Consider the following 25046-nt stretch of genomic DNA (forward strand, 5'->3'; position numbering starts at 1 on the left):
AAAGCACGTCGCGAAGATTCTATCTGGCTCAAGGCATCTGCTTTAGAATTGAAGTGGGCAAATGAGGGTTCACAACCCGAACTGCCATACGACTTCCACCAAAGCACATCGGATCAGATGAACGACATGACCTACTCAAAGCTCCTGTTTCTCACATTGATTTTCGTCGCGATGCCACTGCACGCGCAAACGCCGGAAAATTTCAAGCGAGAGAATTTGGTTGCCTGGTGCATCGTCCCGTTCGACGCAAAGAAACGCGACGCTCACGATCGTGCCAGCATGCTCAAAGAACTGGGACTGCGGCGTTCTGCCTACGATTGGCGACAGGAGCATGTGCCTTTCTTCGAAGATGAAATCGAACAGTACAAGGCATTCGGCATCGAGTACTTTGCGTTCTGGGGACAGCACGATCAGACGTCAGCTCTGTTCGAGAAACATAGACTCCAGCCGCAGTTGTGGCAGATGATTCCCGATGTTGGGACGGGAGAACCAGAAGAACTTCCTGCCATCGCCGTCGAGAAATTGATGCCTGTTGTCGAGAAAGCTGCATCGCAAGGTTGCCGCCTGGGGCTATACAACCACGGTGGCTGGGGCGGCGAACCTGAGAACATGGTTGCGGTTTGCAAGTTGCTCCACGCGGCCGGCCACACTCATGTTGGCATTGTCTACAACATGCATCATGGACACGGCCACATCGCCGACTTTGCTGAATCGCTGGAGATCATGCAGCCCTATCTGCATTGCCTCAACATCAACGGCATGGTCGATTTGAATTCGCCAACCTATCGTGGCAAATCGGTTTCGCACAAAATCCTACCTGTCGGTGCCGGCGATCATGAAACAGAGATGATCCAAACCATTATCGTCAGCGGCTATAACGGACCGATTGGAATTCTGGGGCATGTTGCAGAGCGGGACGTCGCCGAAGTCCTCAAGGAGAATATCGAAGGGCTCGAGTGGATTCTTGGCGGCGGCGAGAAACCAAAATGGTTGCAGGAACGAGAGCAATCCGAAGCCGAAATGGAAACGGAAGTGAAAGCCGATCAGCCGTTGGTCGAGATTGAAGCGGACAACAATGCTTTCGATGCTCGAACCGGATTCCTGAGCATCGAGGCGCCGCAACAGTTCAACCAGGGCAACTTCCAAATCGAATGCCGCGCGAAGTTTTTGGACAGAAGCAATTTCAACATTTTGCTCGCCAAAAACCCCAAGAGCAGTTTTAACCACTGGGAGTTCTATAGTTATGCGGCGACGGGAAATTTAAGCTTCTACGCCCCCGGAGTGATTCCTTCGGAGATCAAGTCGGAGTTTAGCGTGGCCGACGGAAAGTGGCACGATCTGGCAGTGAAGTTCGAGCTCGATTCCGATACGGGTACCGGAACTGTGACGCTGCTAGTCGATGACGATGAAGTCCGCACACAAAACGTTGATCTTCGCAAAGAAAAAAAGTCATCAGAAGGACCGCTTACGATCGGTGGACTGGCTTCGCGGCAGTTCGGCTGCAACGGCCTGATCGATTTCGCTCGCATATCGAGTCTTGCTGAACACGAAACGGATTCGAAGAGACTCGACGCGGCGTGGACATTCGATGGCGTCAGCGAATCCGATCAGATCGGCGACGAATCGCCCAGCCAACGCAAAACCAGTTTCGTGCCGACTCATCTGGATTCAGATTACTTGTCCAAATGGACGCCCAAGCATCGCAAAGACAGTCGTTTCCCGTACGAGAATGAGACCGATGCTGATTGGGTGGATGATCGTTTTTCGAGAATGGACACCGGTCCGTTTTTCTGTCAGTCAATCCGCGTTCCCGGTCGAGGCGTTGTGCCGAAAGCGATCGCGGTCAAAGCTCAAGGCAACGATGGGGCGCACCTGATACTCGATTCGGAAACGCTGAACATCAAGGCCGCCTGGTCGGGCGAGTTCGTTGCTCTTCCACCGACCCGCTTCGGAATCTTGCAAACACCTTCGGTCGCTGGGGCTTTGGAACTTACGGGTCCGAAAAACGCGACCTGGATGAACGCTGGCGATTGGACACCAGTCGATTCGCTACACTTGTCGGCGATCACGCTTCAGGGGCACAAAACTGGATTCAGCTACGACGTCGCGGGCGAGTCATTGACCGAATACCCGTCTGCAAAAATGCTTGGCGATGTTTGCGTGGTGACCAGAAAGTTTCCCAATCCGTCCAGCAAGAAAAGCTTCGCCGTCCCGCTATTCGAGGTCTCCGGAAACATGGAGAACGTTGATGTCGTTGCGGGTAGCGATGCCGAATCTGAGATTAACGAGACGACACATGTGTTCAAGGACAACAAGACTGCCTTCGTCTTGCGGACCAACTCCGGTTGGAAGAATCGCGATGGGCAAGTGTGGCTGACGTTGAGCGGCGACGAGAACCGCCAGTCTAATTTCGCTGCCGTGCGGTACGCAAAAATGCCACTCGACAAACTGCCTGATTTCCTCAAAGCGTTTGGCGGCATGCCAGACGTCGCCCTGGAATCCAATGAACGTATCGGAACCGAGGACTTCGCGCAAAAACGCTGGGGCGATCCGATTGCGACTGAGGGAATTCGTTCCGATGCGGATAAACCGTTTGTCATCGACACGATCACGGTTCCGTACCAAAACCAATTCAATGCGTTGATGTTCACCAGCGGACTCGACTTCCTGCCCGACGGCCGCGCTGCCGTTTGCACGGTTCACGGAGACGTTTGGCTGGTGTCCGGAATCGATGACGATCTGAAGAACATTTCGTGGCAACGATTTGCGACTGGACTGTATCAACCGCTTGGGTTGAAGATTATCGACAGTGACGAGCCGTCGAAACCGGCTTCGATTTTCGTCCTGTGCCGCGATCGCATTTTGGAACTTCGCGACCTGAATACGGATGGCGAAGCTGACGTGTACGCGAACTACTGTGACGAGTTGAAGATCACCGGACAGAATCATGGATACGCGATGAGCCTGGAGTCGGATCCGGAAGGCAATTTCTACTTCATCAAATCCGGCAGCACTCCTCCGCACGGTGGATCGATGCTGAAAGTCGACCATGAAACCAGAAAGCTGAGCGTTTTCGCGACCGGCTATCGCCATGCAAACGGCCTGGGCGTGAGCCCGACAGGAATGGTGACCTCGGCCGACAATGAAGGCAATTGGGTTCCGTCGACGCGAATCGATGCTGTTCAGGAAGGCGGATTTTACGGTCACATGCCGACGCATTGGCAAACGCCGCCGCCAACAACTTACGATTTGCCGATGATGTGGATGCCTCGCTCGATGGACAATTCGGCTGGCGGTCAGGCCTGGATCAACGGAGGCGATCAATGGGGTCGGCTCGACGGAGCAATGATTCATTTCTCGTTTGGACGCTGCTCAGCGAACGTCGTGATGCCGCAAAAAACCGAGGACGGCACATATCAAGCCGCGGCCTACAAACTGGATTTGCCGAACTTTCTGTCGGGAGCCATGCGAGGACGTTTTCGCGCCAAAGATCAGTGTATGTACGTTTGCGGACTTGACGGTTGGCAAACAGCCGCGATCCGGGACGGTTGCCTTCAACGCATTCGGGCAACGGGAATCAAGTTTTGCTTACCGGTTGGCTTCAACGTTGACGGCAACGAAATTGAGATCGCGTTCTCTCAGCCGCTGGACCCGAAATCGGCTAACGAAGTGGATAAGTGGAAGGTTGATCAGTGGAACTATCGTTGGACAGCCGACTATGGATCGGAGCACTATTCCGTTTCTGACCCTGACCGAATTGGCCATGATCCGGTTGTCGTCCAGTCAGTCAAACTGAATGAAGACAAGACAAAGGTCTCGCTATTGATCGAAAACCTGAAGCCTGTGATGCAAATGAACATTCGCGGCGAGTTCAAATCTGCTACGGGAGAGCCATTGACCGTCAACCTGTTCAACACGATCAATCGAATGAACTGATGGAGTCCTGGCATTTCGGAGAAGCCATGCGACGGCTGCCAACTTCAGTCCTTTTACGAATTGAGAACCCTACGATGCGAGTCACCTATTCGCTGTTCGTCATTCTGATCGCGTTTCTACAAGCAGCTTCGGCGTCAGGCAACGATTATGAAATTGAGTTTTCGACAATGCTCGGCGGTTCCAGTTGGGAGCACGCTCGGGACGTATTCGTGGACTCAAAAGGAGACATCTATCTGGTCGGCGGCACTCGATCGAGCGATTTCCCGACGACCGAAGGAGCGTCACAGCGGCATCACGACAAATCGGGAAAACGAATCGGCAGCGGTGGCTACTGCGATGCTTTCGTCTGCAAATTTTCTGCCAGCGGCGATCTGATCTGGTCGACGCTCCTGGGTGGACCGAACTACGATCGAGCCTACGCTGTCGAGGTTGATGATGCAGGATTCGTCTACGTGAGCGGTAGAGGCGGGCTCGGATTTCCGGTGACCAAAGACGCGATTCAAACCGAGTTTCAGGGAACGGACAACGGCATTTATGGCATGCAAAATTCGTTTGTCGCCAAGCTCAAGCCCGATGGCTCAGCACTTGAGTGGGCCAGCTATGTAGGCGTCGGTCAGTTGTGCCGCGACCTGTCGATTGATCGCGATGGGGACATTTACGTGCCGCTGCACTACACAGGAAAAGGCCCGTTGCCGCCAAAGGAGTGGTTCCAGAATGGGATTCAGAAATCTCCCGCTGGCGGCGTCGAAATTGGAGCGATGAAAATCGCTGGCGACGGTCAGTCCGTGCGCTGGGCGACATGGTTCGGTGGCTCAGGCGATGAAGTCCCGAACTGTGGTTTGCGGCTTGGCGAAGATCGAAGCGTCTATCTGAATTTCACGACTCGGTCGGACGACGTGCCCACCACCGCGAACGTGCATGACTCGACCTACAACGGCAAAACCGATGCGTTTGTGGCGAGACTGGCACCGGACGGTTCAAAGCTGATGTTCGGAACGTATTTCGGCGGTGTCGGCGACGAGTTCGGAAACAGTACTCACAACCTCGCGGTCGATGCGTCTGGCAATTCATATCTGGTCACGGAGACGTCCGGGGACGACATGCCTGTCACTGCGGGTGCGTTTCAAAAAACGGTGGCAGGAAAAGGAGACGTTGTCGCGGCGAAGTTTTCTCCGACCGGAAAATTGATGCATTGCACGTACGTCGGAGGAAGCGACCAGGACGGAATCGACGGTGTTTACGTGAGCAAGTCGGGTGAACTGATTTTTGCAGGGAAAACTTTGTCGAGCGATTTTCCGGTGACCTCAAACGCGATTCAGGACTCACGGTCGAAACAGAGCGATGCAACGATTGTGGCTCTTTCGCCCGATTTCTCGCGACTGAGTTTTTGCAGTTATCTGGGCGCGGAGAGTTACGATGACGGACGGTCCTGCTTCGTCGACGCGAACGAGAACATCTACATTGTTGGTTCAACAAATGGACCGGGCTGGCCAGCAATCAACTCGCATCAGCCAAACTTCGCCGGCGGCGGTGGAGGCAAGGAGTTGTGCTATCAGGGAGGATGCTACGCGGGCGATACGATCCTTGCGAAACTCAAGAAGACTTCGGACTGACTCGTGAAATGAAGCTTTCCATACGACCAAGCCGACGCTGATTCGCGGCACGCAAGACTACTTCGAGCCGCAGACCTTACAGTTTTCGTCTGGCGAGATTGCGAGCTTCTCAAACACCATCGTGCGAAGATTGAAGTGCAGGATCTGGCTGTGCAGCGGCTGACCGAATCCGGCCAGCAACTTGATCGCTTCCATCGCACCGATACAAGCGACCGTTCCGGAAGTCGCTCCGAAAACCGGGAACTCACGCTTCCAATACTTCGGTAGCTCGGGCGTCAGGCATCGCAAACACGGAACGCCGCTCGCAGGAAACGTGGTGATCGTTGCTTCGGTGTCAAACATCGCGCAATTGACATGCGGTTTACCGTGCCGAACACAGGCATCGTTCATCGCGAACCGCTCTTTGAATAGCGGCGCCGCACCTACGCAAACGTCGGATTGCGGGACCCATTTTTCAGCCAGTTCATCGTCCAGGTTTGCGGCAATCGGAACAATCTCGATTCGCGGATTGAGGTCCTTCAACCGGCGTTCGATCGTTTCGATTCGTGGCTTACCCAACCAGTCGTGCGTCATCAGCAGCTGGCGGTTGAGGTCAGAGTGCTTCACGTTTCCGCCGTGAGCAATGATCAGCCGGCCAACACCTGCCGCAGCAAGCTCGTAGGCAACGACGCTGCCCAGTCCACCGCATCGAGAAATCAATACGGTGCTGTTCTTGAGTCGCCGTTGGCCTTCTTCGCCGAAATCTTCTGTCCAAATCTGCCACTCATAAGTTGACTTCTCTTCTTCGGTCAACGACGGGGCGGGTGTCTTCGGTAATTCGCTCATTCAGTTTCTCGACACTGTCTTTGTCAACATGTTGTATCTGTTTGTTCGGCATGAATCGGAAGTGAGTCGTGCCCAGCCGAACCGCATCGTCGGCATTGTGCGTAATGTGAAGCACCGTCACCTGTTCCTGTTGGTGAATCGTTTGCAACAGTTCAGCGATCCTGATTCGAGTCGTATCGTCGAGCGCACTTAGCGGTTCATCAAGGCACATCAATCGCGGCCGAAACGACAACGCTCTGGCCAAAGCGATCCTCTGGCATTCACCGCCGGAAAGCCCTTGCGGATAGCGATTGAGCAAACTTGTGATCCCGGTTAGCTCCGCAAGTTCATCCACTCGACGTTGGCGAGCCTTTCCACTCGCCCCACGAACCAGCAGACCGAATTCAATCTGTTTGTCAATTCGCATCGTCGGAAACAACGCCCGATCTTGCGGCACGTAGCCGATCCCACGCCTCGCCGGCGGAAAACCGGTTACATCCACGCCATCGAGTTCGACCGTGCCCGATTTGATTCTGGTTAGCCCGCAAATCACTTCCAAAATCGTCGTTTTACCGCAACCCGTCGGGCCCATCAGCACGGCGTATTCACCGGCGTCGATTGAAAAATTGAGGCCGGAGAGTTCAAAGTCTCCTTGCCGAATGTGGACGTTGGAAAGTTCGATCATGCGATGACTCCCCGCTGGCTACCGCCGCCCAGAGTCAAAAATCGGGTCGCGATCAGGACGATAATGGCCAGTGTAACGAGAATCAGTGAGGCCACGACCGCGCCGCGCAAATTGCCGAATTGAAAGTTCAGGTAAACGGTCGTCGAAAGAACTTCGGTCTTCATTCGCGCCGTTCCGGCAAAGATCAGAATTGGTCCAAACTCACCAAGTGATCGTGCCCACGCGAGCGTAAACGCAGCCACGGTCCCGCGCCACGCTTGCGGCAATGCCACATCGGCGAAGGCGCGAAAGCGACTCGCTCCCAGAGTACAGGCAACGCGTTCAGGTCGCTCATTGATCTGCTCAAACGTGTCACGCATGGTCCGAATCGCAAACGCGGCAGCGACTGTAAACTGAGCCAAAATCACGGCCGGGATTTCGTAAGTGATCCCGCGAATTCCTGGAAATCCAATGCCGGAAAACAAAGACGTCGCTCCGTCGTCAGCAATTCTTCCCAACGGCGTTTGCATCAGAACCAGCAGGCTGATTCCGACGACCAACGGTGGCAAGACGATAGGAATATCCAGCAACGTATCGATGCAATAGCGAGCGCAAATCGCCAATCGCCCAAGGACCGAACCATGAGGAAAACGTCGTCCGATGGCGTCCCGCCCCAACCGCGCGAGAACGTATCCGGTCGGCACGGCGACCCAAATCGACAGAATTGCCGAAATCGTGCACGAGATCAGGCTTAACCAGATCGAATACCGAACTTTCTCATCACCCAACAACTCGCGGAAGTCGGACCAGTCTGCGAATCGGAAGTCCGCTAACAGCATCGCGACGATCAGAGCGATATACAGTCCGCCCAGCAACGACATCGCGGCCCAGAAAGATTTGTTCCAGTGCGAAGGAAGTTTCAGATTCTCCGAGCCATCGCTCCGGTTTGCAGTGGGTTCGTTTTTCAAAATGAATCGCGTCAGTCTAGAGTTTTTCGTCCAAGCGTTTCACGAAAGCCGAACTGGGTAAACCGACTGCGAATTTTGTCACGCGAAATCCACTCGTGGAGGCGATTCATCAATTGCGAGTTACCCGTCTGTTTCGAGATCGCCCACGGTTGCCGTGCAGTTGCTCGCTCGGATTCGATCTCGACCAATTCTAGCAGAGATGCCCCTTTTTCGTCGGCAAGAACATTGGATCGATACACGATTGCCGCGTCGAGCCCTTCGGCCATTAGCTGACTGATTAACGTCGGTCCGACATCCACGATCACGCTGGCTTTCTCGTAAATCTGCTCATAGAGATCTTCGTAGGGCGGATGAACCAGCAGCTCTCGGGTCAGCGCACCCAAAGCCGATTGCTGCGGATCGCAAATTCCAAACCGCACATCTCCCGAGAGCAAATCTGAAGGAGACTTGATTTTTGATGCATACCCTTTTCGAACAACGATCACGATGTCGTTGGAGCTCACCATCGTGTGAGGCTCGAAGTAGTTTTCGACTTTGTGCAGAAACGAGATATCGCACGCCAGGAAAGCGTCGGGAAACAGGTCTGGATCTTCGGTGCCTTCGATCGAAGCCACCAGCTTTCCACAGCCTTGCCAACGCGGGTAAATGTTCACTCCTTCACGCGTAGCGAATTCTCGCACCGAATCTTCGAGCACGGGCGTGAACATGGAACCGCAGTACAGATGCACTTCGGGAACTTCCTCCCATCGATCACCCTGAACAAAGTTGAAACCGAATTGCTCGAACGCGTTCTTTGAATCCGTCGCGCCGGAGAGGAATCGGCAAAACTTGAGCGCCGGCGTGGGTTGAGAAGTCGTACTCAAAACGCCGATCGCAATTTTGCTTTTCAGCTCATTACTTTCGTCAGCGAAAGCAGCGATTCTCAGCACCGGCGAGTCGTCGACCTGATTCAACTGATTCACGGTCGTGTCCCAAATGATCGCCGCATCGAGGCTGCCAGTCGCCAGGGCTTGAGCCAGCGTCATGACATTTTCTGCGTCGGTTGTTTTGCGCGTCTCCAAATCGTCGAGCACGCCTTCACGCTGTGCAATTTTACGCACGATTTTCCCGACGGCGGCACGATCAGAAGCCAAACCGTACTTGATGTCGTCGGTGGAGATCAGCTTTTGCAACGAGCTCAAATCACGCGATTCGTCGGCTCGAACTGCGATCACAGGACGCTGCTCAGCAACCGGAAAACGTTCGGCGATCACGCCATCGTCGTGAGCTTTCTCAAGCAAAACATCGTCGGCCGAAAGATACAGATCAGCCGCGGCTTTGACGCCCGTTTCGAACTCTGTTTTGACTTGACCCGCCAGCTCGCCCGAACCGCCTGTTCGCACGATTTCGACGTTGCCGCCGAACTGACTGTTGTACTTTTCGATGGCTTTTTCGACTGGCTTGGCGACACCGGCTGCACAGTAAACCCGAACAGTTTGCGATGAAACACGATCGCTGCGTGCAGCTTCCGGACGAAGGTTCAAGGCCGCGACGCCGAGTGCCGCGACCGACAGAATCGAGCCGATCACGAATAACATCAAACGGGAAACCGATCCAGTTCGTGCAGCCGGTTTTGGAGCACCGACAATCGTGTCTGGCTTTTCGATCGCAGCAGCGGGTTCGGTCGTCTTGTCGTCTTTCACGTTCGTCGCTTTCCCCAAACTCAACACTTCGTCGGCCAATGAATCGACAGCCGCATCATGGCTGGCAATCAGAACGGATCCACCATCGTCGGCGAATTCTCGCAACGCGCCGAAAACGATTTGGGCATTCTCATCGTCAAGGTTTCCTGTTGGCTCATCACAAATCAGCAGCGAAGGTTTGTGCGCGATCGAACGCGCCAACGCGACTCGTTGACGTTCGCCGTGACTCAGAGCGTTTGGCTTGTGCGACATCCGGTCTTCGAGCCCCAATCGTGTTAGCCAATGCCGGGCCACATCATCTTTGACTCCACGAGCCAACTTTACGTTCTGCAAAACCGACAGGTAGGGAATCAGCTCGAGCGTCTGAAAAAGGTACCCCAGTTTTTGCGAACGAAACTTCACGCGGGCTGATGCTGACATGCCGTACAGGTTGATACCGTCAAGCATGACTTCGCCTTTCGACGGTGACCTCATGCCACCGCAAATCAGCAACAACGTGGTTTTCCCGCAGCCACTTTCGCCACGAGCCGCGACGATTTTTGATTTCTGGATCTCGAAGCTCAAGTCTTCAAATGGAGTCACTTCGCCGTTGGCACTGCTGAACGAATGAGACAGGTTTTTGGCGATCAGCACAGAATCGGACATCAGTTTTCCTTTCCAATCAAATCAGCCGGATGTTGCGACGCCGACCAGAGAGCGGGAATCGCCGAGGCCATGACTGACAACGCAATCGCAACCAGGCCGATCGTCAGCCCCGCATTCCAGTCAATCGCAAACTTCTTTCCCGTCGCTGCGAAAAGCTGTTTGCTCTGCCAGAGCGATCCGAGCGACCCAACACCGATGCCGATGATGCAGCCGAACACACCAAGGATCAGCGACCGCAGCACGAACAGTGTCGCGACTTTCATTTGGCCAAATCCAACCGATTGAAGGACTCCGATTTCTGGCTGGCGTTGAATCGTGTTCAAAGTCGCCAATGCGATCATCGAACAGGCCAGGAACGTCCACATGAGATTCTTCAACAGAGCCAAGTTCTGCTGACTTAAGGCGCGAACATTCAACCGGGCACTTGCCATTTGCTCGCGGCGAAGCAACGCTGCCTGGTCGGTGATTCGAGCAAACTCGTTGGTCAGCACGACATCCGATTGAAGGCCCGTTTCCTCGCATTTTTCCTGTGTGCATTCGATGGCTTCGATGCGACTGACTTGATCAGGCAACCCAAACAATTCCTGAGCCGAATGCAGTTCCATGAAGACCGCCGAGTCTTGCCAGGTGCCGTTGCCACGATTCACGCGATCGACTGGAAACGACTTTCCAGAGATTGAAATCGTGGCGTTTTTGTTCTCGCGAGAAATCTTGAGCCGCATTGCAAGCGCCGATCCGATTTGGACTTTGCCTTTCGCGATCGCCTTCTGCATCGGCGCCTTCGGTCGACCGGGAACAGGGATGGATGCCGAGAGCCCGACGACTCGAGCTTCCACAGTTTCATTTTCTGATTGGCATTGAGCATTGCGCTCGAGCATCGGAATCAGATGGTTCAACGAAGCTCGAAACTCGACCAGTTGATCCACGACCGCGTAGGGCATCGTCTCTTCGTTGATGCCGCCTTGCTGATGGTAAGCGAACTGATCGACGTCTGCCGGAAGGATCACGATGTTTGATCCGATGTCGCGAACGTTGCGGCCGATTTCTTTTTCAAAGCCTTTGCTGTTGACGACAAAGAACGTGATCGTGCCCGTGATGACCGCGACCAGCAACACGGTCAGCAGACTCGAGTTCTTTCGGTGAAAGATCTCCTGAATTGTCAGCGTAAATGGATTCACGATTTCACAAATTGTTTCTTGAATTGGCGGTTGTTTGATCTGAGGACTGAATTCCGAGGCAAGCTCACGAAAGCACGGAGGTATGGCATCGACTGATTAATTATCCATCGCGGCGCATCCGAACCACGACGACGACTAGAGCTACCAACGCCAGTCCGCCGAACAAAAACCATGGCATTTCCGAGGATGATTCGGTTGTATCGACTTCCGAATCGGAATCGTCGATCGGTGAATCGGCGACTGGTTTTGCTGCAGCGTGATCGGCATCGGTCGTGGTTTCTGATACGTCTGCGTCTACGTTTACTTCAGGTTCAACGTCCGAATCCGCTTCAGGTTCCGGTTCGTCCAGATTGTGGATCATCAATCCGGCTCCCAGATCAATCAAACCGCTTTCGGAAACGCTGCCGCTGTTCTTTTGCAAAATTTGAGCAACTTCGGCCATCACGAACGCTGACCGAGGATCAAAATCGAGGCCTTCTTCCGTTCGACGTTCAAGTTCAATCGGCCAATCGTGAAGCATTTGGTCGCCGTAGAGCCACTCACGATCCAGTTCGCACTCGCAATCGCTACCGCAAATCGAAGCCAACGAAACCAGCTTCTGTTTTTCGATTTGGTCGTGAGGAATCAGATCACCCAATCGTCTGGCCTGACCGAACATGATCGCGACGGCAGGGAAAGTTCCATCGGCGTCCGGATCGATCCCGATTGACTTTAGCGTCAGAATTTCGGCGGCATCATCAAAGTCAACTTCGACGACAGAAGGACCATTGTCCGAAGCCTTATCCATCATCCACATCTGCTTTTCAGTCTGCTCAATCGCGGCGGTGATTGTTTCCTTGGCGGCTTCGTTTTTCGAGACATCGTTGCCTCGAATGAGCATGAACACGCAAAGCGATTCCGAAAGTTGGTGCAGCAGTTTTTTTCGAACAGGAGAATGAACCAGACGATCAACCCGTTGTTCAAATGGCTCGCCTCCGTCGGCGACAGGAATGACGTGGCCTTGCGAGTTGGTCAAAAACATTTTTGGCGTCGAATCTAAATCGGGATCGCCGCCCACCAAGCGGATGGCTTCCGCTGAATCACTTTCGTGCCACGCGTAGCCCAGATTCGTGGTTGGCAATTTGGCTTTCAACACCGTATTCCAATTCTGGAAATCCACATCAGAAACGCCGTCGGGCTTGACCAAATCCAGTTGCCAGGTTTTGCCGTGCACGTTGACAAAAGCAACGTCGCGGACGCTGTACTTGCATCGCGGTGCTGGTTGATTGTTTGATGCTGATGATTCGCCAACGCCTATGCAGACGAACAGCAGAACGCAAGCCATCATGCCAAAACGGTGCACGAGGTACGGACTCACGCGACGGCCTTTCGCGATTGTACGCTTGCCGGTTCTGCCCAGACGGATCATCTGCTCTCTGAGGATGTTGCGCCGAATCAACTTTCGCTCACTCATCGTCAGGTAGATCCTCGTCCACGTTTCGCGGCAAAAATCCAAGTGAAGTTTCCAGCCACGATCCACACGAACAGCCGCCACCGCCTTCGGCCGAAATCAACATGCCTTGAGCCGGAATGACGCTCAACCAACAGTCGGTTCGAATCCGCTTGAAACGATTGACCTTCTGCGTTCTCGCGTCCCACCATGTCGTCTCGCCAAGCCGCGTGAAAATTCCATTGGAACTTGCAGTGTAACTCGAACAACCGTGCCCGCCAGGAAATCCGCGGTGCATCGTTTCGCCGTCAGCCAATTGCAAAACCTCAGGACGAAGGTAGATCAAGTCGCCCTGAATCGCCGGGCGAGAAATATGTTTCCCGTGATGCGTGGCCTCCCAATCGATTTCCGTCGACCAACGATTCTCTCCGGTGGAAGGATCGAAAGCCTGAGCCGTGAAGATCTTCTTCGTTGCCTCCGACGCGACCAACACCAACGCCCGAATGTCTTTCTTGCCACCGCCGGCAAGGTACAGACTCGACAGGTGGCCTGCGAACGGATCCAGCTGGTAACGCCACAGTTCTGCACCTGAATCGGCGTCCAGGCAAACGATGTCGTGGTCCTGTTTTCCGTCGAGCGAAAGCCTTCGCTTCTTTCCATCCAGATGAGCCTGAGTTTTGCTTTCGATGAAGTAAATCCGGTCATCCATGATTGTGATTGTCGGATGAATCACCAATCCATCGTGTTCCCAATCCAGCTTTCCAGTTTCGGCATTCATGGAAAACAGCTTGTCGCCGGCGACCACATGCGTGTCGTTTCCTCCGGTCGAATCGAACCACATCGATGCGCCCCACCAACGCGTGTAGACGGCGGAAGCTTTCACCACGCTGCCGATCAGAGACGTCTTGTGACGAGCGATGTAGCCCCAATGGTTTTGCTCTTTGTCGGTTGCAGGAATGTCAAACTGCCGATCGATTTCGCCAGACTTTCCGTCGACAAACCAGGCTTGATGTTCCGCCGCAACGAAAACGCCGTCGTCATCCGCACACCAGTTGGAACAATCGTGCGGAACGTTCCATCGCATCACAGTCGGCGATTCCACGCTCCACAAAACGGCACCGCTGTAGTTGTCCAGCGCGATCATCCGCTGTTGGCCCTGAAGAAAGATTCTCCCTCCGGCCGCAAGCGGCGATGGCTTTCGGTTCTGGCGATCGGTTTGGTAACGAGGCCCTGGCCGGCCGATCCACTGAGTCCTGAGTTGGTTGCGATCTGAAATTCCCGACAGAGCTTCACCGCCGTAAGCACTGTTGTCAGCACTTCCGTACATGTGGCTCCACGTTCCCGATCCCTTCAAGCCGCCGCGTTGCCAGACCACGGATTCGCCGTCATGCAACAGTCCGCCTTGAGGTCGAACCAAACGACGAACTTCGCTGTTGGTTTTCGCGGCAACGACCGTCGACGCAAACGCAGAAGGCAAGTCATCCAAAGATCGGTTGACGACGCAAAATTTCGGACCGTAAACGACCTCCGCGTCCTGCGACCATTCGTCTTTCAGCTTCGTCGCCTTGTCTTCATCAGGCTCAACAAGGACGACCAGAAAGTCCGACTGTTTCGCGATATCCTTCGCCTTTTGCTGCTGATCGGCACCGACGACCAACACCATTCCACGCGTGTTTGGACCTTTCTCGATCAGTTCACTGACAAAAGCGTTCGGAGTCGCCATTGGCAGTGTTTCCGTCCAATCGAAATGCGTATCGATCAGAAACGATTCCGTCTTTTCAGCCGCGTCATCCGCGCTTTGAGATATTTGAAACTGAAGTTGGCGTTTGTGCGGCAAATCCTTGATAATGACCCGATGGTTCGTCGTCTGGTCATCGTTTTTGATCCGACGCACACCGGATTCCATGATCACGTCAACGACAGAAGGCCCATTTTCGTGCGTTCCAAAGTTGACTTCGATTTCTCCTGGGCGGACGAACTTCGTATACGGTCCCCAGGCAAGAAAGTTCTGCGGCAACTCATCAACAGGCTTCGTCGCTGTCTTTGTTTTCTTGCTCGCGCCCAACGTTACTCCGAATTCGTTCGCCGAGGCCTCAAACAACCTCGTCACATCGGAAGCCGAAATGGCTTTGCCGTAAACGCGAACTTCCTGGAGCGCGCCCTGCAATGGAAAATCTTCGTCGGAATCGCGATAGCTGCCAACGGTAAAGAAACAGCTGTCGGAATAGCTGATCGGGCCTTGCTCCGAATTCGTCGATCCGGCCAACGAACCGTTAACGTAGATTCGAGTTTCGTTCCCGTTGTACGTGCCGACGACATGGTTCCAACTGCGAGACTCGAACGCGTTGTTGGAAGTCAAATAAGTCATTCCGCTGCCGCCACCCGCAACCGCCATGTAAAACTGGTCGTTTTTGTAGCCCAACGTCCAACCATGTTCCGTGTTGCCGTCATCCTGAAAACATCCGATCACACTGCCCCACTGTTGCGGAACGTCGACTCGAACCCAGGCTTCCACGGTGATCGCATCGCGTGGAAGTGATTCCGTGTTTTCAATTTTGTGAGGAAAGTAGCCACCGGACATGGCGACGCCTTCAAGCTTTTCTGAATCGTTGATTCGAATCGCGGTTCCAGTTCCTTTGAGCGTCAGGTCGACGCCGGACGCATGATCTTTAACGACAGCGCCTTGCAGATTTCGATCCTCAACCGCGGCGCCGTCTTTCGTCATGCCAGCCCGATGAAACACCCAGCGGTGAAGCAAATTTTTCTTGCGAACCTTGGGAACCGGCGGCGATTTCCAGGCTTTGTTTTCTGTATTGGAACTATCTTTTTCGCTCGCGATTTCCAGCTTTGAGTTCACCAACTCGAAAGCGTGAATGTGGCCCTGATCCGTGGAAACCATCAGATGATTTTTCGCGAATGACAGGCCGAAAGCTCGACCAACGACTTCCGCCGACCACAGCACCGAGCCATCAAACGCGTTGACGCCGGTGACATGACGATCGCCACCAACGATGATCGCGTTGCCGACTTTGATCAGCTCCAATGGCTCATCAACTTCACAGCTCCAACGCAGTTCATTCGTGTCCCGACTGGCAGCAAACAGCTTCTGCCCATCAATCACAAAGAAATCGCTGCCCGAAATTGCGATCGCCCGTCCGCGAGGGAATGAGGCCACTCTTTCTTTCCCCTGGAACACTGCCATTTGGCCAGCGCGAGATGGCTTGCCGCCTTCGGCCCGGACAACGTCACCTTCATCGGTCACGACCGCCGTCACGCCGCCGCCACCCGGCAAGCTGCCTTTTTTTGCACCTGTGGAACGATCGAAAAGCAATGGAGCAATTCGGCCTTGAGGGACAATCAAGCGATCATCCGCGATCAGCAGGTTGCCTTCCAACGTCGCGTCTTCATGTCGCGTCACGTAAGTCGATTTTGATTCGTCGTCTTTTCCGGTTTCGACATTGATCGCACAGAGATACGATTCCCGCCATGGCAGCATCGATGCTCCGAAGTACGCGATATTGTCACGCACAATCACACCCGTGCGGATCGGGTAGTAACTGATCAAACGATCGTTGTTGATCAGCATCAGTTGCTCGGCACCCTGATCGATTGAAGGGCTGAATTTCCAGATTTGCTTGCCGTTTGATTTGTTCAGGCAGTATGCGAACCCATCGTCGCACCCAAAAAGCACTTTGTCGCCATCGATCGTCGGAGCCAATCGCACGGGTCCGCCGGCATTGAATTGCCAAATCAGTTTTCCAGTCTGCAAGTCGACTGCTTTGACGAAGTCCTGGCTGGAAGATCCAAAGACAGCGATCTTGCCGTCGCTCACCGGATAGAAACAGGCATCGTACTGCCGCATCGCAGGCAGATCATGAACGAGGTTGTACGCATCCCATCGAGCCGGACCATCCCAGGCGGGAAACGGCTTCAGCTCTCCGTTCCAGCTCCAGGCTGGCTTGAGTCCGGTCGGCGTCAATTCGGTTTCGACGACGCCGGAACGTTTGGAGTCTCTTCGATACGTTTCCCAGGATTGCAACTGCGACCATGCAGCTACGTTTGAGACAAGGACAATCGCGAAGGCAATAATTGAAATTCTGATTGGCATTTTGGTTCTCCCTTGAGAGGAAACTATCCGGTTTGCCGATCCAATAGAAGCGGCTTCGCCAATAATCGCGAATTCTTAATACGCGTTTCGTATTTTGTCAGACCGTCTCGTTAAACTGTCAGTCCAAAGGCACCATCGAAGGAAAAACGTTGAAGATAAAAGTTCGCCTCACAGGCATTATGAGCTCGCAGTTCGGCTGGAGCGAGAAAGAAATTGTCGTCGAACAGGGCTCAACGATCACGGAGTTGAAAAAGTCGATCGAGGACGACTCCGATGCGGTCCGCTTCGAATCTTTTCACGCTAACGCCGCGGTCAACCAGGAAGTCGCCAAAGATCAAACGACGCTAAACGACGGCGATGAAGTCGTGTTTTTGCCGCCGCTTGCGGGTGGATAGAAAGTTTGAACGATGGTTCGCGAACGTTGCAGCGGCTTGTAACTGCCGGCTTGAAACCGGATTCTTTTCGCTTTCCGCGATCAAGCTGAGAAACCGTTCAGGCGAAGCGGCTGCCTATCAATAGCGATGCATTGCCGGCGATTGACGCAAAAAGAACTGCGTCGATCCGTAACGAACATTTTGCACGGAGAGGCAGTGACGGCGAAAAGATGAGTCCCCGGCGATGGTTACGCGGAGAGAGCAGCTTCCGCGGTGACGAAAGCTGCTTCCACGTACTAGCGAATTACTGCTACCTCGCCGACGAAGTCTTGCGGCGACGTGATTTCTGACCTCCACGTTTGCCTGAAGCGCGACTTGATCCGCCACCGCCAGTGTTGCCGCCTGAGTGTCTGCGGCCACGGTTTCCGTGACGTGATCGCGAATTGCCGGAACCCTTTTTCGGTGCAGCCTCGAAGCGAATCGGGCCAAACGGCTCCTCACAGTCCAGACTTTGCTCGATCAATTTCTCGATCGCAACCAGCTCCGCCTTCTCGGTCGGCGTGCAAAAAGAAATCGCAATGCCATCCGCACCCGCGCGGCCGGTGCGACCAATGCGATGCACGTAGCTTTCAGCTTCCACTGGCATGTCATAGTTGATCACGTGTGACACTCCATCGATGTCGATTCCACGAGCCGCAACATCCGTTGCGACCAACACCGTAACCTTGTTGCGGCGAAATGAATCGAGTGCTCGTTCACGAGCGTTCTGCGATTTGTTGCCATGGATCGCAACCGCTCGAATTCCGGCTGCGTCCAGCTTTTTGGCGACTTGGTTTGCGCCGCGTTTGGTTCGAGTGAAAACGATCGACCGTTTTGCCGATTTCCCGGAAAGGATTTCGTCCAGCTGAGTGAACTTCTTTCCTTTTTCCAACAGCATGACTTTCTGATCGATCCGCTCAACGCTGGGCGATTCTGGAGTCACATTGATCGAAACAGGATTGAACAGCAGCTCTTTAGCCAGCGAACGCGACTTGGGCGGCAGCGTTGCCGAGAAGAACAGGGACTGTCGCTGCTTGGGTAACGCAGCCACAATTTTTCGCAAATCAGGCAGAAAGCCCATGTCCAACATTCGATCCGCTTCATCAAGCACAAAAATTTGCACGTTGTCAAGCGAGACATGGTTTTGCTGCATCAAGTCGACCAGACGACCGGGGGTTGCGATGAGAACATCCACGCCGCGTTTCAGTGCAGCGACCTGTTTACCCTGCCCTACCCCGCCATAGACGAGTGCCTGGCTGAACCGCATGTGTTTGCCATACTCGTTAAAGCTGTCGCTGATCTGAATCGCCAACTCGCGCGTCGGAGCAAGGATCAACGAATTCGGTCGCTTGGAGATCACATTCGGTTCTTCAAGCCCAAGGTAGTCGAGGATTGGCAACGCAAAAGAAGCAGTTTTACCTGTGCCTGTTTGGGCACAACCAAGAATGTCGGCGCCTTCGATCGCTGGCGGAATGGTCTGTGACTGAATGGGAGTAGGAGTTTCGTAGTTGAGTTCGCGAAGTGCTTTTTGCAGTGGCGCGTACATTTCGATTGAGTCAAAACTTTTCAATTGATATCTTTCATGTAGAAAATCAAACCACCCGTTTGGGTTCTGGTTCGCAGCTGTTGGGCGTCGAACAAAAGTCGATAACATTCGGCTGCAATCAAAGATCGAGCGCAACGATGCTACGGTTCGAGGAGGTGAACATGGATCGACGCAAAGCCGGGTTGACGATTCTGAGCTACAAGAAGGCTCAAGAGTCGCTGCAAAATTCGCAGCGTGTTTCAACACCATGTCATATCAGATAGCAAGCGTTTGCTCACCACTCAAGAGCCAACATCCAGCTGAAAGTTGGTTCTCGCTTGCCAGAATTACGCGTTCCGTTTGGCGGTCGCATTCCTGTAAACCCTGGCGAAATGATCCGCATCCCGATGGTCGAGTTGCGGTCCTTACGGCGGAAGTCTACACGCGCATTGACAGGTGACTAAGCTCAAACCGCATTTACCGTGCGGAATCCGGGAAATCGCCAACTTTCCCGTGCTTGAGGTGTGTTTTGCTGAGCTAGCGAACACAGAAACGCGGCTGGACAGGTAGATTGCCAGTGGGATTCGGACACGGGCAATAAAAAAGCCGGACGACGAATCGTCCGGCGCGTCGAGCATCACGAGCTCGACGAGGATGCTTTGATTGCCGAATCACCTGGCGTGATTAGACCCAGTATGGTGTCGCGTCGAAGCGTTTGTGCGTGTCTTCCTCCCAACGAGGGTCGGCCATATTGGGCCAGTTGTCTTTGTCGAATCCGTCAGATTCCTTAAACGATTCTTTGGACGCGTTCATGCGGAGACACTTGCATTCAGTATCGAGTTCCAGTGCAGACATCGGCAGCGCGAACAGTTTATTGCCGAAGCCCAGAAATCCTCCGGAAGTCATCACGACGTAAGAAACTTTCCCTGTGCCGCAATCGACCATAATGTCGTGAACTGAACCAAGCGTCTCGTCATTGCGGTTTCTGATTTCATCGCCCGTGAGACTGCTTGTTGACATTGAACAGCGCTCTGTTGTACCTGTTGACATGGTTTCTCCTTCGATTCGAGAGTTGTTGAATATTGTCGTCGACAGATTGCTATCGCAATCAGCTGATAATGGATAAAGCTGCAACTGCCGTGCCGAGCCTTGCCAGCCTACGGCTATTGCAGAAGAGGGCTGCTACTCAAACACTAACACGCCGTTGCACTCACAAACTTCCGCGGCAACCCAGAGCGATGCGTCCGTCGCGTTCAATACGGAAGCTTGGCTACCAAATCAAGACACTGGCTCTATCACATCCCACCGCGCATAAATAAACTGCGGGCAGAGCTCAATGAGTCCACCCGCAGGTTGAAAAATTTGTCTGGCACTTTCGTGCTCAGACTGTTGTCGGCCGACGGTAAGTCAGCGACACATTACGTTTTAACGACGCAAGTCTTAGCGACGCAAGTCTTAGCGACGCAGTCGGCCGAATAGACCTCGGCGTGGAGCCGTATAGCAACAAACCGACGGGCCGTAACTGCTCGTGTAGTAGCCACGAGTTGAAGCGTAGGTCGGAGTGTAGGCTCGGCGAGTCATATATGGCGTTGTCGGGGCAACATAAGCGTTGCCGTATGTCCCACGATCGAAGCGATCGAACACTCCACCGCCGTCAATGATACCGCCGCCATCGATGATGCCGGAGTTTGGATGAGCGTCAAAAACGCCCCCACCGTCGAAGATCCCGCCGCCGTCAATAATGCCGGGGCCTTGGGCGTAACTTGAGTTCGGTGCAACAAAACCAATAGCAGCGATTGCCATTCCAATGGCGAAGCAAGTCGTTTTAAAATTCATTTGGGTCTCCATGAAGAGTTTAAGTTTCGTCAATGTGACGACTGCCAAAGGGAGCAAAGTGTGTGCCAGTCCGGTCGTCGTTCGCGATTGAGCGCGGCCTGCATGCACTTAGCAGCAGCCTTTCGGCGATTGATCATCGGGAACGGCATCGCCAAAGACAGGCGCATAAAAAAAGCGACCGCATTGATTGCAGTCGCTTGTTCGATTTCCTTCCGATCGTGGTCTCCGGTTTAGACCGGTGTCCGACCTTTCAAAGCCGACATGACGACGCTCACGAGGAACAGAACAATAAACACGTAAAAACAAAACTGTGCGATTCCTGCGATCCCGCCTGCGATCCCGCCAAAACCAAGTGCGGCGGCGACGAGTGCGAGAATAAAGAGGACGATTGCTGCTTGTAACATGGGAGTTACCTTTCAAAATAGTGAGGCTGATAAAGCGACTGTCCGTTCGTTGGCTTGAGTCGCTGCCGTCGTAAAACGGCGAGAGTTTTTTGTCGTGTCGAGACCTGCAACTGTTTATTGGCAGCTACCGATCCGACCCGACCGTCTTGAGTTACTTCGAATCGTTGATTCGTTCCAAAGCCTGTTCGACTTTGGGTTTTTCTGCTTCCCAGTTCATGACTTCAGCGTTTTCAAGTGCACTCAGGGCATCGCTGACGTTGTCACGCTTGACCTCCATCAGTTCGATGTTGGTCTGAAGTTCCTGATAGGCAGTGCCTTCAAGACCTTCAAGCTCTTCCTGCATTGAATCGATACGCTTGTCGATGGACTCAAGCTTTTGTTTGACACCAGCTACGTAACCATCGCGAGCATTCTTCGCCTTGAGCTCTCGTTCCAATCGATCCGCTTCGGCTTCCGCTTCACGAGTCTCACGTTGCTCTTCGCTGATCTCTTCCTGTTTGTCATTGCGGAGCTCGTTCAACTCACGCTTTTCTTCGTTTAGCTCGTCATAGTCCGGACGCATCGCTTTGTGGCGAGTCTCGTCCATTTCACGTTTCTGTTCCGCGATCTCACGATCCGCTTCAACACGTGCTTCTCGTGTTTCACGTTTTTCTTCAGCTACGTTTTCGCGTGCATCGGCGACGTCGCCTTCATTAACTTCACATCCGGCCACGAGCAAACTCGCGCCCAAAAGTGCGGCTGACATCGCCATTGTCTTCATTGATTTCAACATTGGATTTCTTTCTGTTCGGTCTATCTGACGTTTCTTCCTACTTTGCTTGCGATGCGTTCGACTTGATCGACTTGCATCTGCCAAAGAGGTTGAGGCAACTGCCATGCCATTCGGTTGCCCAAGCAAATCGATGCGCGAGAATCCACGTTTAGCTCTTACGATTTCACCAAAACCAATTCGCAAGGAAAATGGAAAATCGTTTCCGGGAGAGAGAATTGTTTCGCGATTGAATTCGAGTCGACCAGATTGATCGACCGGCTTCCTGTGGCTGTGCAGAGTTCGGTTAGCCGCCTCCATTTTTATTCAGCACGGCATTCGTCCACTTCGGATATTCGTGATGGCATATGCTTTGCGACTGATGTGATTGTTGCTCGGTGAACTGGTCATCGAGCGAAATCAAAAACCAGAATGAAAGACAATCATGTCCAATCAACTTGAAGGAAAGAAAATTGCGTTTCTCGCAACAGACGGTTTCGAGCAGGTCGAACTGACCGAACCGTGGAGTGCTATAAAAGACGCCGGTGCAAACGTCGAGCTGGTCTCTATTGAGTCTGGCAAGATTCAGGGCGTTCATCACGAGAAGCAAGGCGACAAGTTCGACGTCGACAAAACGTTGAGTGAAGTCGCGGCATCCGACTACCACGGGCTGGTTCTTCCCGGAGGCGTGTTCAACCCGGATGCACTTCGAGTGAACGAGAACGCCGTCGGTTTCGTGCGAGACTTCTTCAACCAAAAGAAACCGGTCGCTGCGATCTGCCATGGACCGTGGTTGCTGGTCGAAGCCGATGTGGTTAAAGGTCGAAAAGTGACGTCATGGCCAAGCGTCAGCACGGACCTGAAGAACGCGGGTGCGAACTGGGTCGACGAAGAAGTTGTCTGCGACAATGGCTTGGTCACAAGCCGAAAGCCAGATGATCTCGACGCGTTTTGCAAAAAGGCAATCGAAGAATTCGCCGAGGGAAAGCACGATGGCCAAGTGGCTGACTGCGAAACTGATGCTCAATGCGCTGACAGCCAGGCGACGCAGGGTTCTTGTTGAGAACTCTCGACTTTCGACGCTCTGCAGAACGTGAGGATCAAATCTGATCCTCACCTGCTGGAGTCGAAAACGACCCACTGCCTTCTAGGTGGTCTGCTCATCAGGACGCACGACATGGCCTTCGATTGTGTCAGAATTGATACCGAAGTGATCTTCGACGATGGCGACATTTTTGGAGTTCGACTTGAACGCAAAGTCAAACAGGTCACCAACAAGTGGCACCGCACCAACGATCGCATCGATAGCAACATTCCCAGACATCTTCAGCAGCTTGCGTTTCGGAATCCCCAACAACCACGCTTCACGGATGATGAAAGCACTGACCGCGGTGGTCGCCAGGTCACCGATACCGGGTACCAATCCGACCAAACTATCAAGTCCGATGCGGCGCTGAGTTCCAGGAATCCTGAACGCTCCGTCCATCCAATGGGCGATCGTTCGAATGCGCGGAATGCGTTCAAACGGGCTGACGGTTCCGCGCCTTGACTTTGGAAAGGCACGCCTGAAACCGTCTTTAACTTGATCAAACGTTGTTTTTGCGGGCTGGCTGTTGGTCGACATAATTTTCTCCATTGATATTGGTCACGTTGCCAACAGGCAAGTTCGATGCCGAGCAGTCTGGATGGTTTGGCGCATCGATAATTTCACGTTCACTGTCGAAGAAACGGTCAGCATGGTCGCCGCTCGACCAAGCCACGCGAGCTAATCCAGTCGAGATTCAGGCCGGGATTCAAGCCATTCCATTCGCGACACCTTTGGCATGGGATGTGCATCCTCGAAAGCAGAATCCCGAATTTCTCGGCATTTACTAACCTTGGAGCTCGAAAATGAACCCCGTCAACAAAGCCATCGTCGATCGACTCGTCGGACAAACCGAGTCCGAAAACCTGGTCCTTTCATTGTTCGCTCCGATGCATCGTGCCGGCCGCGAAGTCCAGCAGAACGAAATCGTTTGGAAAAACGTCCTTACCGAAGCTCGAAAGAAACTGGCTGAATCCGGCGCCGACGAGGAAGAGGCTGACAAGCTTCTGTCTGCTGCGTCCCGGAAACTGGAAGACGAAACTTTTTGGCAGCATCAATCAGATGGCTTGGCTTATTTTTCAGATGGAGACTCTTCGGAATTTCTGAAGCTTGACCACGAAGTCGAATCAATCACCCATGTCTCGAACGAATATCTAATCGGCCCAGTTGCGTCTTCATTGGCCGATCTGACTGAATCTTTTATCCTGGCCTGCAGCCCGAAACGAGTGCGTCTGTTGAAGGTCACTGGAAACTCAGTCGCGGATCTTGATCCTGAAGAGCTTCCAGAAAACCTCGTTGAAGCGCTGAATATCGATGAGTACGTGAGTGCGTTGCAGCATCGCTCTACTGCAAACTCAAGTACCGGCAGTCAGAAAGCGACGACGTTCCACGGCCACGGAGGTAGCGATCCGGATGTAAAGAAGCAGGACGAGATTCTGCAGTATTTTCACGTACTGGACCGAGCTCTCGATTCCGCGATTGGCAGTCACACAAAAAACGGTGATGCCTGTTTGATATTCGCCGGCGTCGACTATCTGTTTCCGATTTTCAAGGAAGCAAGTAGCTATCCGAATCTGTGTGACGAAGCCATTTCGGGCAATCCGGACGATTTGAAACCAGCAGAGTTGCTTGAGAAAGCACAGCCGATCATTCGTGCGATGGCGGACGAAAAGGTCATCCAGCAACTGTCGGAATTCAGTGACAAAAACCACTCTGATTGGGCAAGTCTCGACGAGAGTGAGGTTTCGAAAGCGGCTGTGTTGGGACAGATCAAAACGCTTTTCGTATCCGATGAAGCGAGCCGAATCGAATACAGCAAATGCATTTCGCTGACGATTCAGTACGGTGGCAAAATCGTGCTGGTCGAACAGAGTCAACTTGAGGACATGAATCTTGACTTTGACATCGCAGCGATTTTCAGAACTCCAGCCGGAAGTTTTCTGGACGCCGTTGAAGCCGTTGAGGATTCGATTTGCTAGGCACCGTTTGGCGGCGTTGACGATATGAAA

The 25046-nt window shown here is 53.4% G+C and carries 18 protein-coding genes; 5 read left to right on the plus strand and 13 right to left on the minus strand.

Going from position 1 to position 25046, the window contains the following annotated elements:
• Positions 1 to 117: 117 nt before the first annotated feature.
• Together MFFC18_RS23000 and MFFC18_RS23005 are read left to right on the plus strand one after the other, a co-directional pair.
• Positions 118 to 3936 (plus strand): DUF6797 domain-containing protein, encoded by a 3819-nt coding sequence (locus MFFC18_RS23000; protein WP_075082799.1) that lies wholly within the window; start codon positions 118 to 120, stop codon positions 3934 to 3936.
• Between the two features lie 26 nt (positions 3937 to 3962).
• Positions 3963 to 5549, plus strand: a complete 1587-nt coding sequence (locus MFFC18_RS23005) for an SBBP repeat-containing protein (protein ID WP_238381185.1) — start codon at positions 3963 to 3965, stop codon at positions 5547 to 5549.
• 57 nt (positions 5550 to 5606) lie between these two features.
• Here MFFC18_RS23005 and MFFC18_RS23010 read toward each other — a convergent pair whose 3' ends face one another.
• From MFFC18_RS23010 to MFFC18_RS23040, 7 genes are all read right to left on the minus strand, one after another.
• Positions 5607 to 6374, minus strand: a complete 768-nt coding sequence (locus MFFC18_RS23010; RefSeq protein WP_075082798.1) for a HesA/MoeB/ThiF family protein — start codon at positions 6372 to 6374, stop codon at positions 5607 to 5609.
• A complete protein-coding gene (locus MFFC18_RS23015) occupies positions 6313 to 7038 on the minus strand; it encodes an ATP-binding cassette domain-containing protein (RefSeq protein WP_075082797.1) in 726 nt (241 codons plus the stop codon). The genes MFFC18_RS23010 and MFFC18_RS23015 overlap by 62 nt, the downstream gene beginning before the upstream one ends.
• Positions 7035 to 7985 (minus strand): ABC transporter permease, encoded by a 951-nt coding sequence (locus MFFC18_RS23020; RefSeq protein ID WP_238381184.1) that lies wholly within the window; start codon positions 7983 to 7985, stop codon positions 7035 to 7037. Before MFFC18_RS23020 ends, MFFC18_RS23015 begins: the two co-directional genes overlap by 4 nt.
• An 11-nt stretch (positions 7986 to 7996) precedes the next feature.
• Positions 7997 to 10312: a substrate-binding domain-containing protein gene (locus tag MFFC18_RS23025; protein WP_075082796.1), complete on the minus strand. Its 2316-nt coding sequence runs from the start codon at positions 10310 to 10312 to the stop codon at positions 7997 to 7999.
• On the minus strand, positions 10312 to 11490 hold the full coding sequence (locus tag MFFC18_RS23030) for an ABC transporter permease (protein ID WP_075082795.1): 1179 nt from the start codon (positions 11488 to 11490) through the stop codon (positions 10312 to 10314). Before MFFC18_RS23030 ends, MFFC18_RS23025 begins: the two co-directional genes overlap by 1 nt.
• 100 nt (positions 11491 to 11590) lie before the next feature.
• Positions 11591 to 12943: a hypothetical protein gene (locus MFFC18_RS23035; protein ID WP_075082794.1), complete on the minus strand. Its 1353-nt coding sequence runs from the start codon at positions 12941 to 12943 to the stop codon at positions 11591 to 11593.
• Positions 12936 to 17027 carry an outer membrane protein assembly factor BamB family protein gene (locus tag MFFC18_RS23040; RefSeq protein WP_075082793.1) on the minus strand — a complete coding sequence of 1364 codons (4092 nt, stop codon included), beginning with the start codon at positions 17025 to 17027 and terminating at the stop codon, positions 12936 to 12938. The genes MFFC18_RS23035 and MFFC18_RS23040 overlap by 8 nt, the downstream gene beginning before the upstream one ends.
• 149 nt (positions 17028 to 17176) lie before the next feature.
• Between MFFC18_RS23040 and MFFC18_RS23045 the strand changes: the two genes are divergently transcribed.
• Positions 17177 to 17422: a MoaD/ThiS family protein gene (locus tag MFFC18_RS23045; RefSeq protein WP_148619070.1), complete on the plus strand. Its 246-nt coding sequence runs from the start codon at positions 17177 to 17179 to the stop codon at positions 17420 to 17422.
• Positions 17423 to 17711: 289 nt separating this feature from the next.
• Here the strand turns inward: MFFC18_RS23045 and MFFC18_RS23050 are convergent, their stop codons facing one another.
• The 5 genes from MFFC18_RS23050 to MFFC18_RS23070 all read right to left on the minus strand — a co-directional run bounded on the left by MFFC18_RS23050 (position 17712) and on the right by MFFC18_RS23070 (position 21977).
• A complete protein-coding gene (locus tag MFFC18_RS23050) occupies positions 17712 to 18986 on the minus strand; it encodes a DEAD/DEAH box helicase (protein ID WP_238381183.1) in 1275 nt (424 codons plus the stop codon).
• A gap of 663 nt (positions 18987 to 19649) precedes the next feature.
• Complete coding sequence (locus MFFC18_RS23055) at positions 19650 to 20015, minus strand: PRC-barrel domain-containing protein (RefSeq protein WP_084416854.1); 366 nt, start codon at positions 20013 to 20015, stop codon at positions 19650 to 19652.
• Positions 20016 to 20420: 405 nt separating this feature from the next.
• Complete coding sequence (locus MFFC18_RS23060; protein ID WP_148619071.1) at positions 20421 to 20801, minus strand: hypothetical protein; 381 nt, start codon at positions 20799 to 20801, stop codon at positions 20421 to 20423.
• Positions 20802 to 21031: 230 nt separating this feature from the next.
• Positions 21032 to 21205, minus strand: a complete 174-nt coding sequence (locus tag MFFC18_RS23065) for a DUF1328 family protein (RefSeq protein WP_075082788.1) — start codon at positions 21203 to 21205, stop codon at positions 21032 to 21034.
• A 151-nt stretch (positions 21206 to 21356) separates the two neighbouring features.
• On the minus strand, positions 21357 to 21977 hold the full coding sequence (locus tag MFFC18_RS23070) for a sll1863 family stress response protein (RefSeq protein ID WP_148619072.1): 621 nt from the start codon (positions 21975 to 21977) through the stop codon (positions 21357 to 21359).
• A 421-nt stretch (positions 21978 to 22398) separates the two neighbouring features.
• Here MFFC18_RS23070 and MFFC18_RS23075 point away from each other — a divergent pair, with 421 nt between their 5' ends.
• Positions 22399 to 23016: a type 1 glutamine amidotransferase domain-containing protein gene (locus MFFC18_RS23075; protein WP_075082786.1), complete on the plus strand. Its 618-nt coding sequence runs from the start codon at positions 22399 to 22401 to the stop codon at positions 23014 to 23016.
• Positions 23017 to 23100: 84 nt separating this feature from the next.
• On the opposite strand, the gene MFFC18_RS23080 is transcribed toward MFFC18_RS23075, so the two are convergent.
• Positions 23101 to 23577 (minus strand): DUF4112 domain-containing protein, encoded by a 477-nt coding sequence (locus MFFC18_RS23080; RefSeq protein ID WP_084416857.1) that lies wholly within the window; start codon positions 23575 to 23577, stop codon positions 23101 to 23103.
• A 266-nt stretch (positions 23578 to 23843) separates the two neighbouring features.
• Here MFFC18_RS23080 and MFFC18_RS23085 point away from each other — a divergent pair, with 266 nt between their 5' ends.
• Complete coding sequence (locus tag MFFC18_RS23085; RefSeq protein WP_075082784.1) at positions 23844 to 25016, plus strand: baeRF7 domain-containing protein; 1173 nt, start codon at positions 23844 to 23846, stop codon at positions 25014 to 25016.
• Positions 25017 to 25046: the final 30 nt, after the last annotated feature.

Origin of the sequence: Mariniblastus fucicola (genome assembly GCF_008087665.1) — a bacterium.
Taxonomy (GTDB): Bacteria; Planctomycetota; Planctomycetia; order Pirellulales; family Pirellulaceae; genus Mariniblastus; species Mariniblastus fucicola.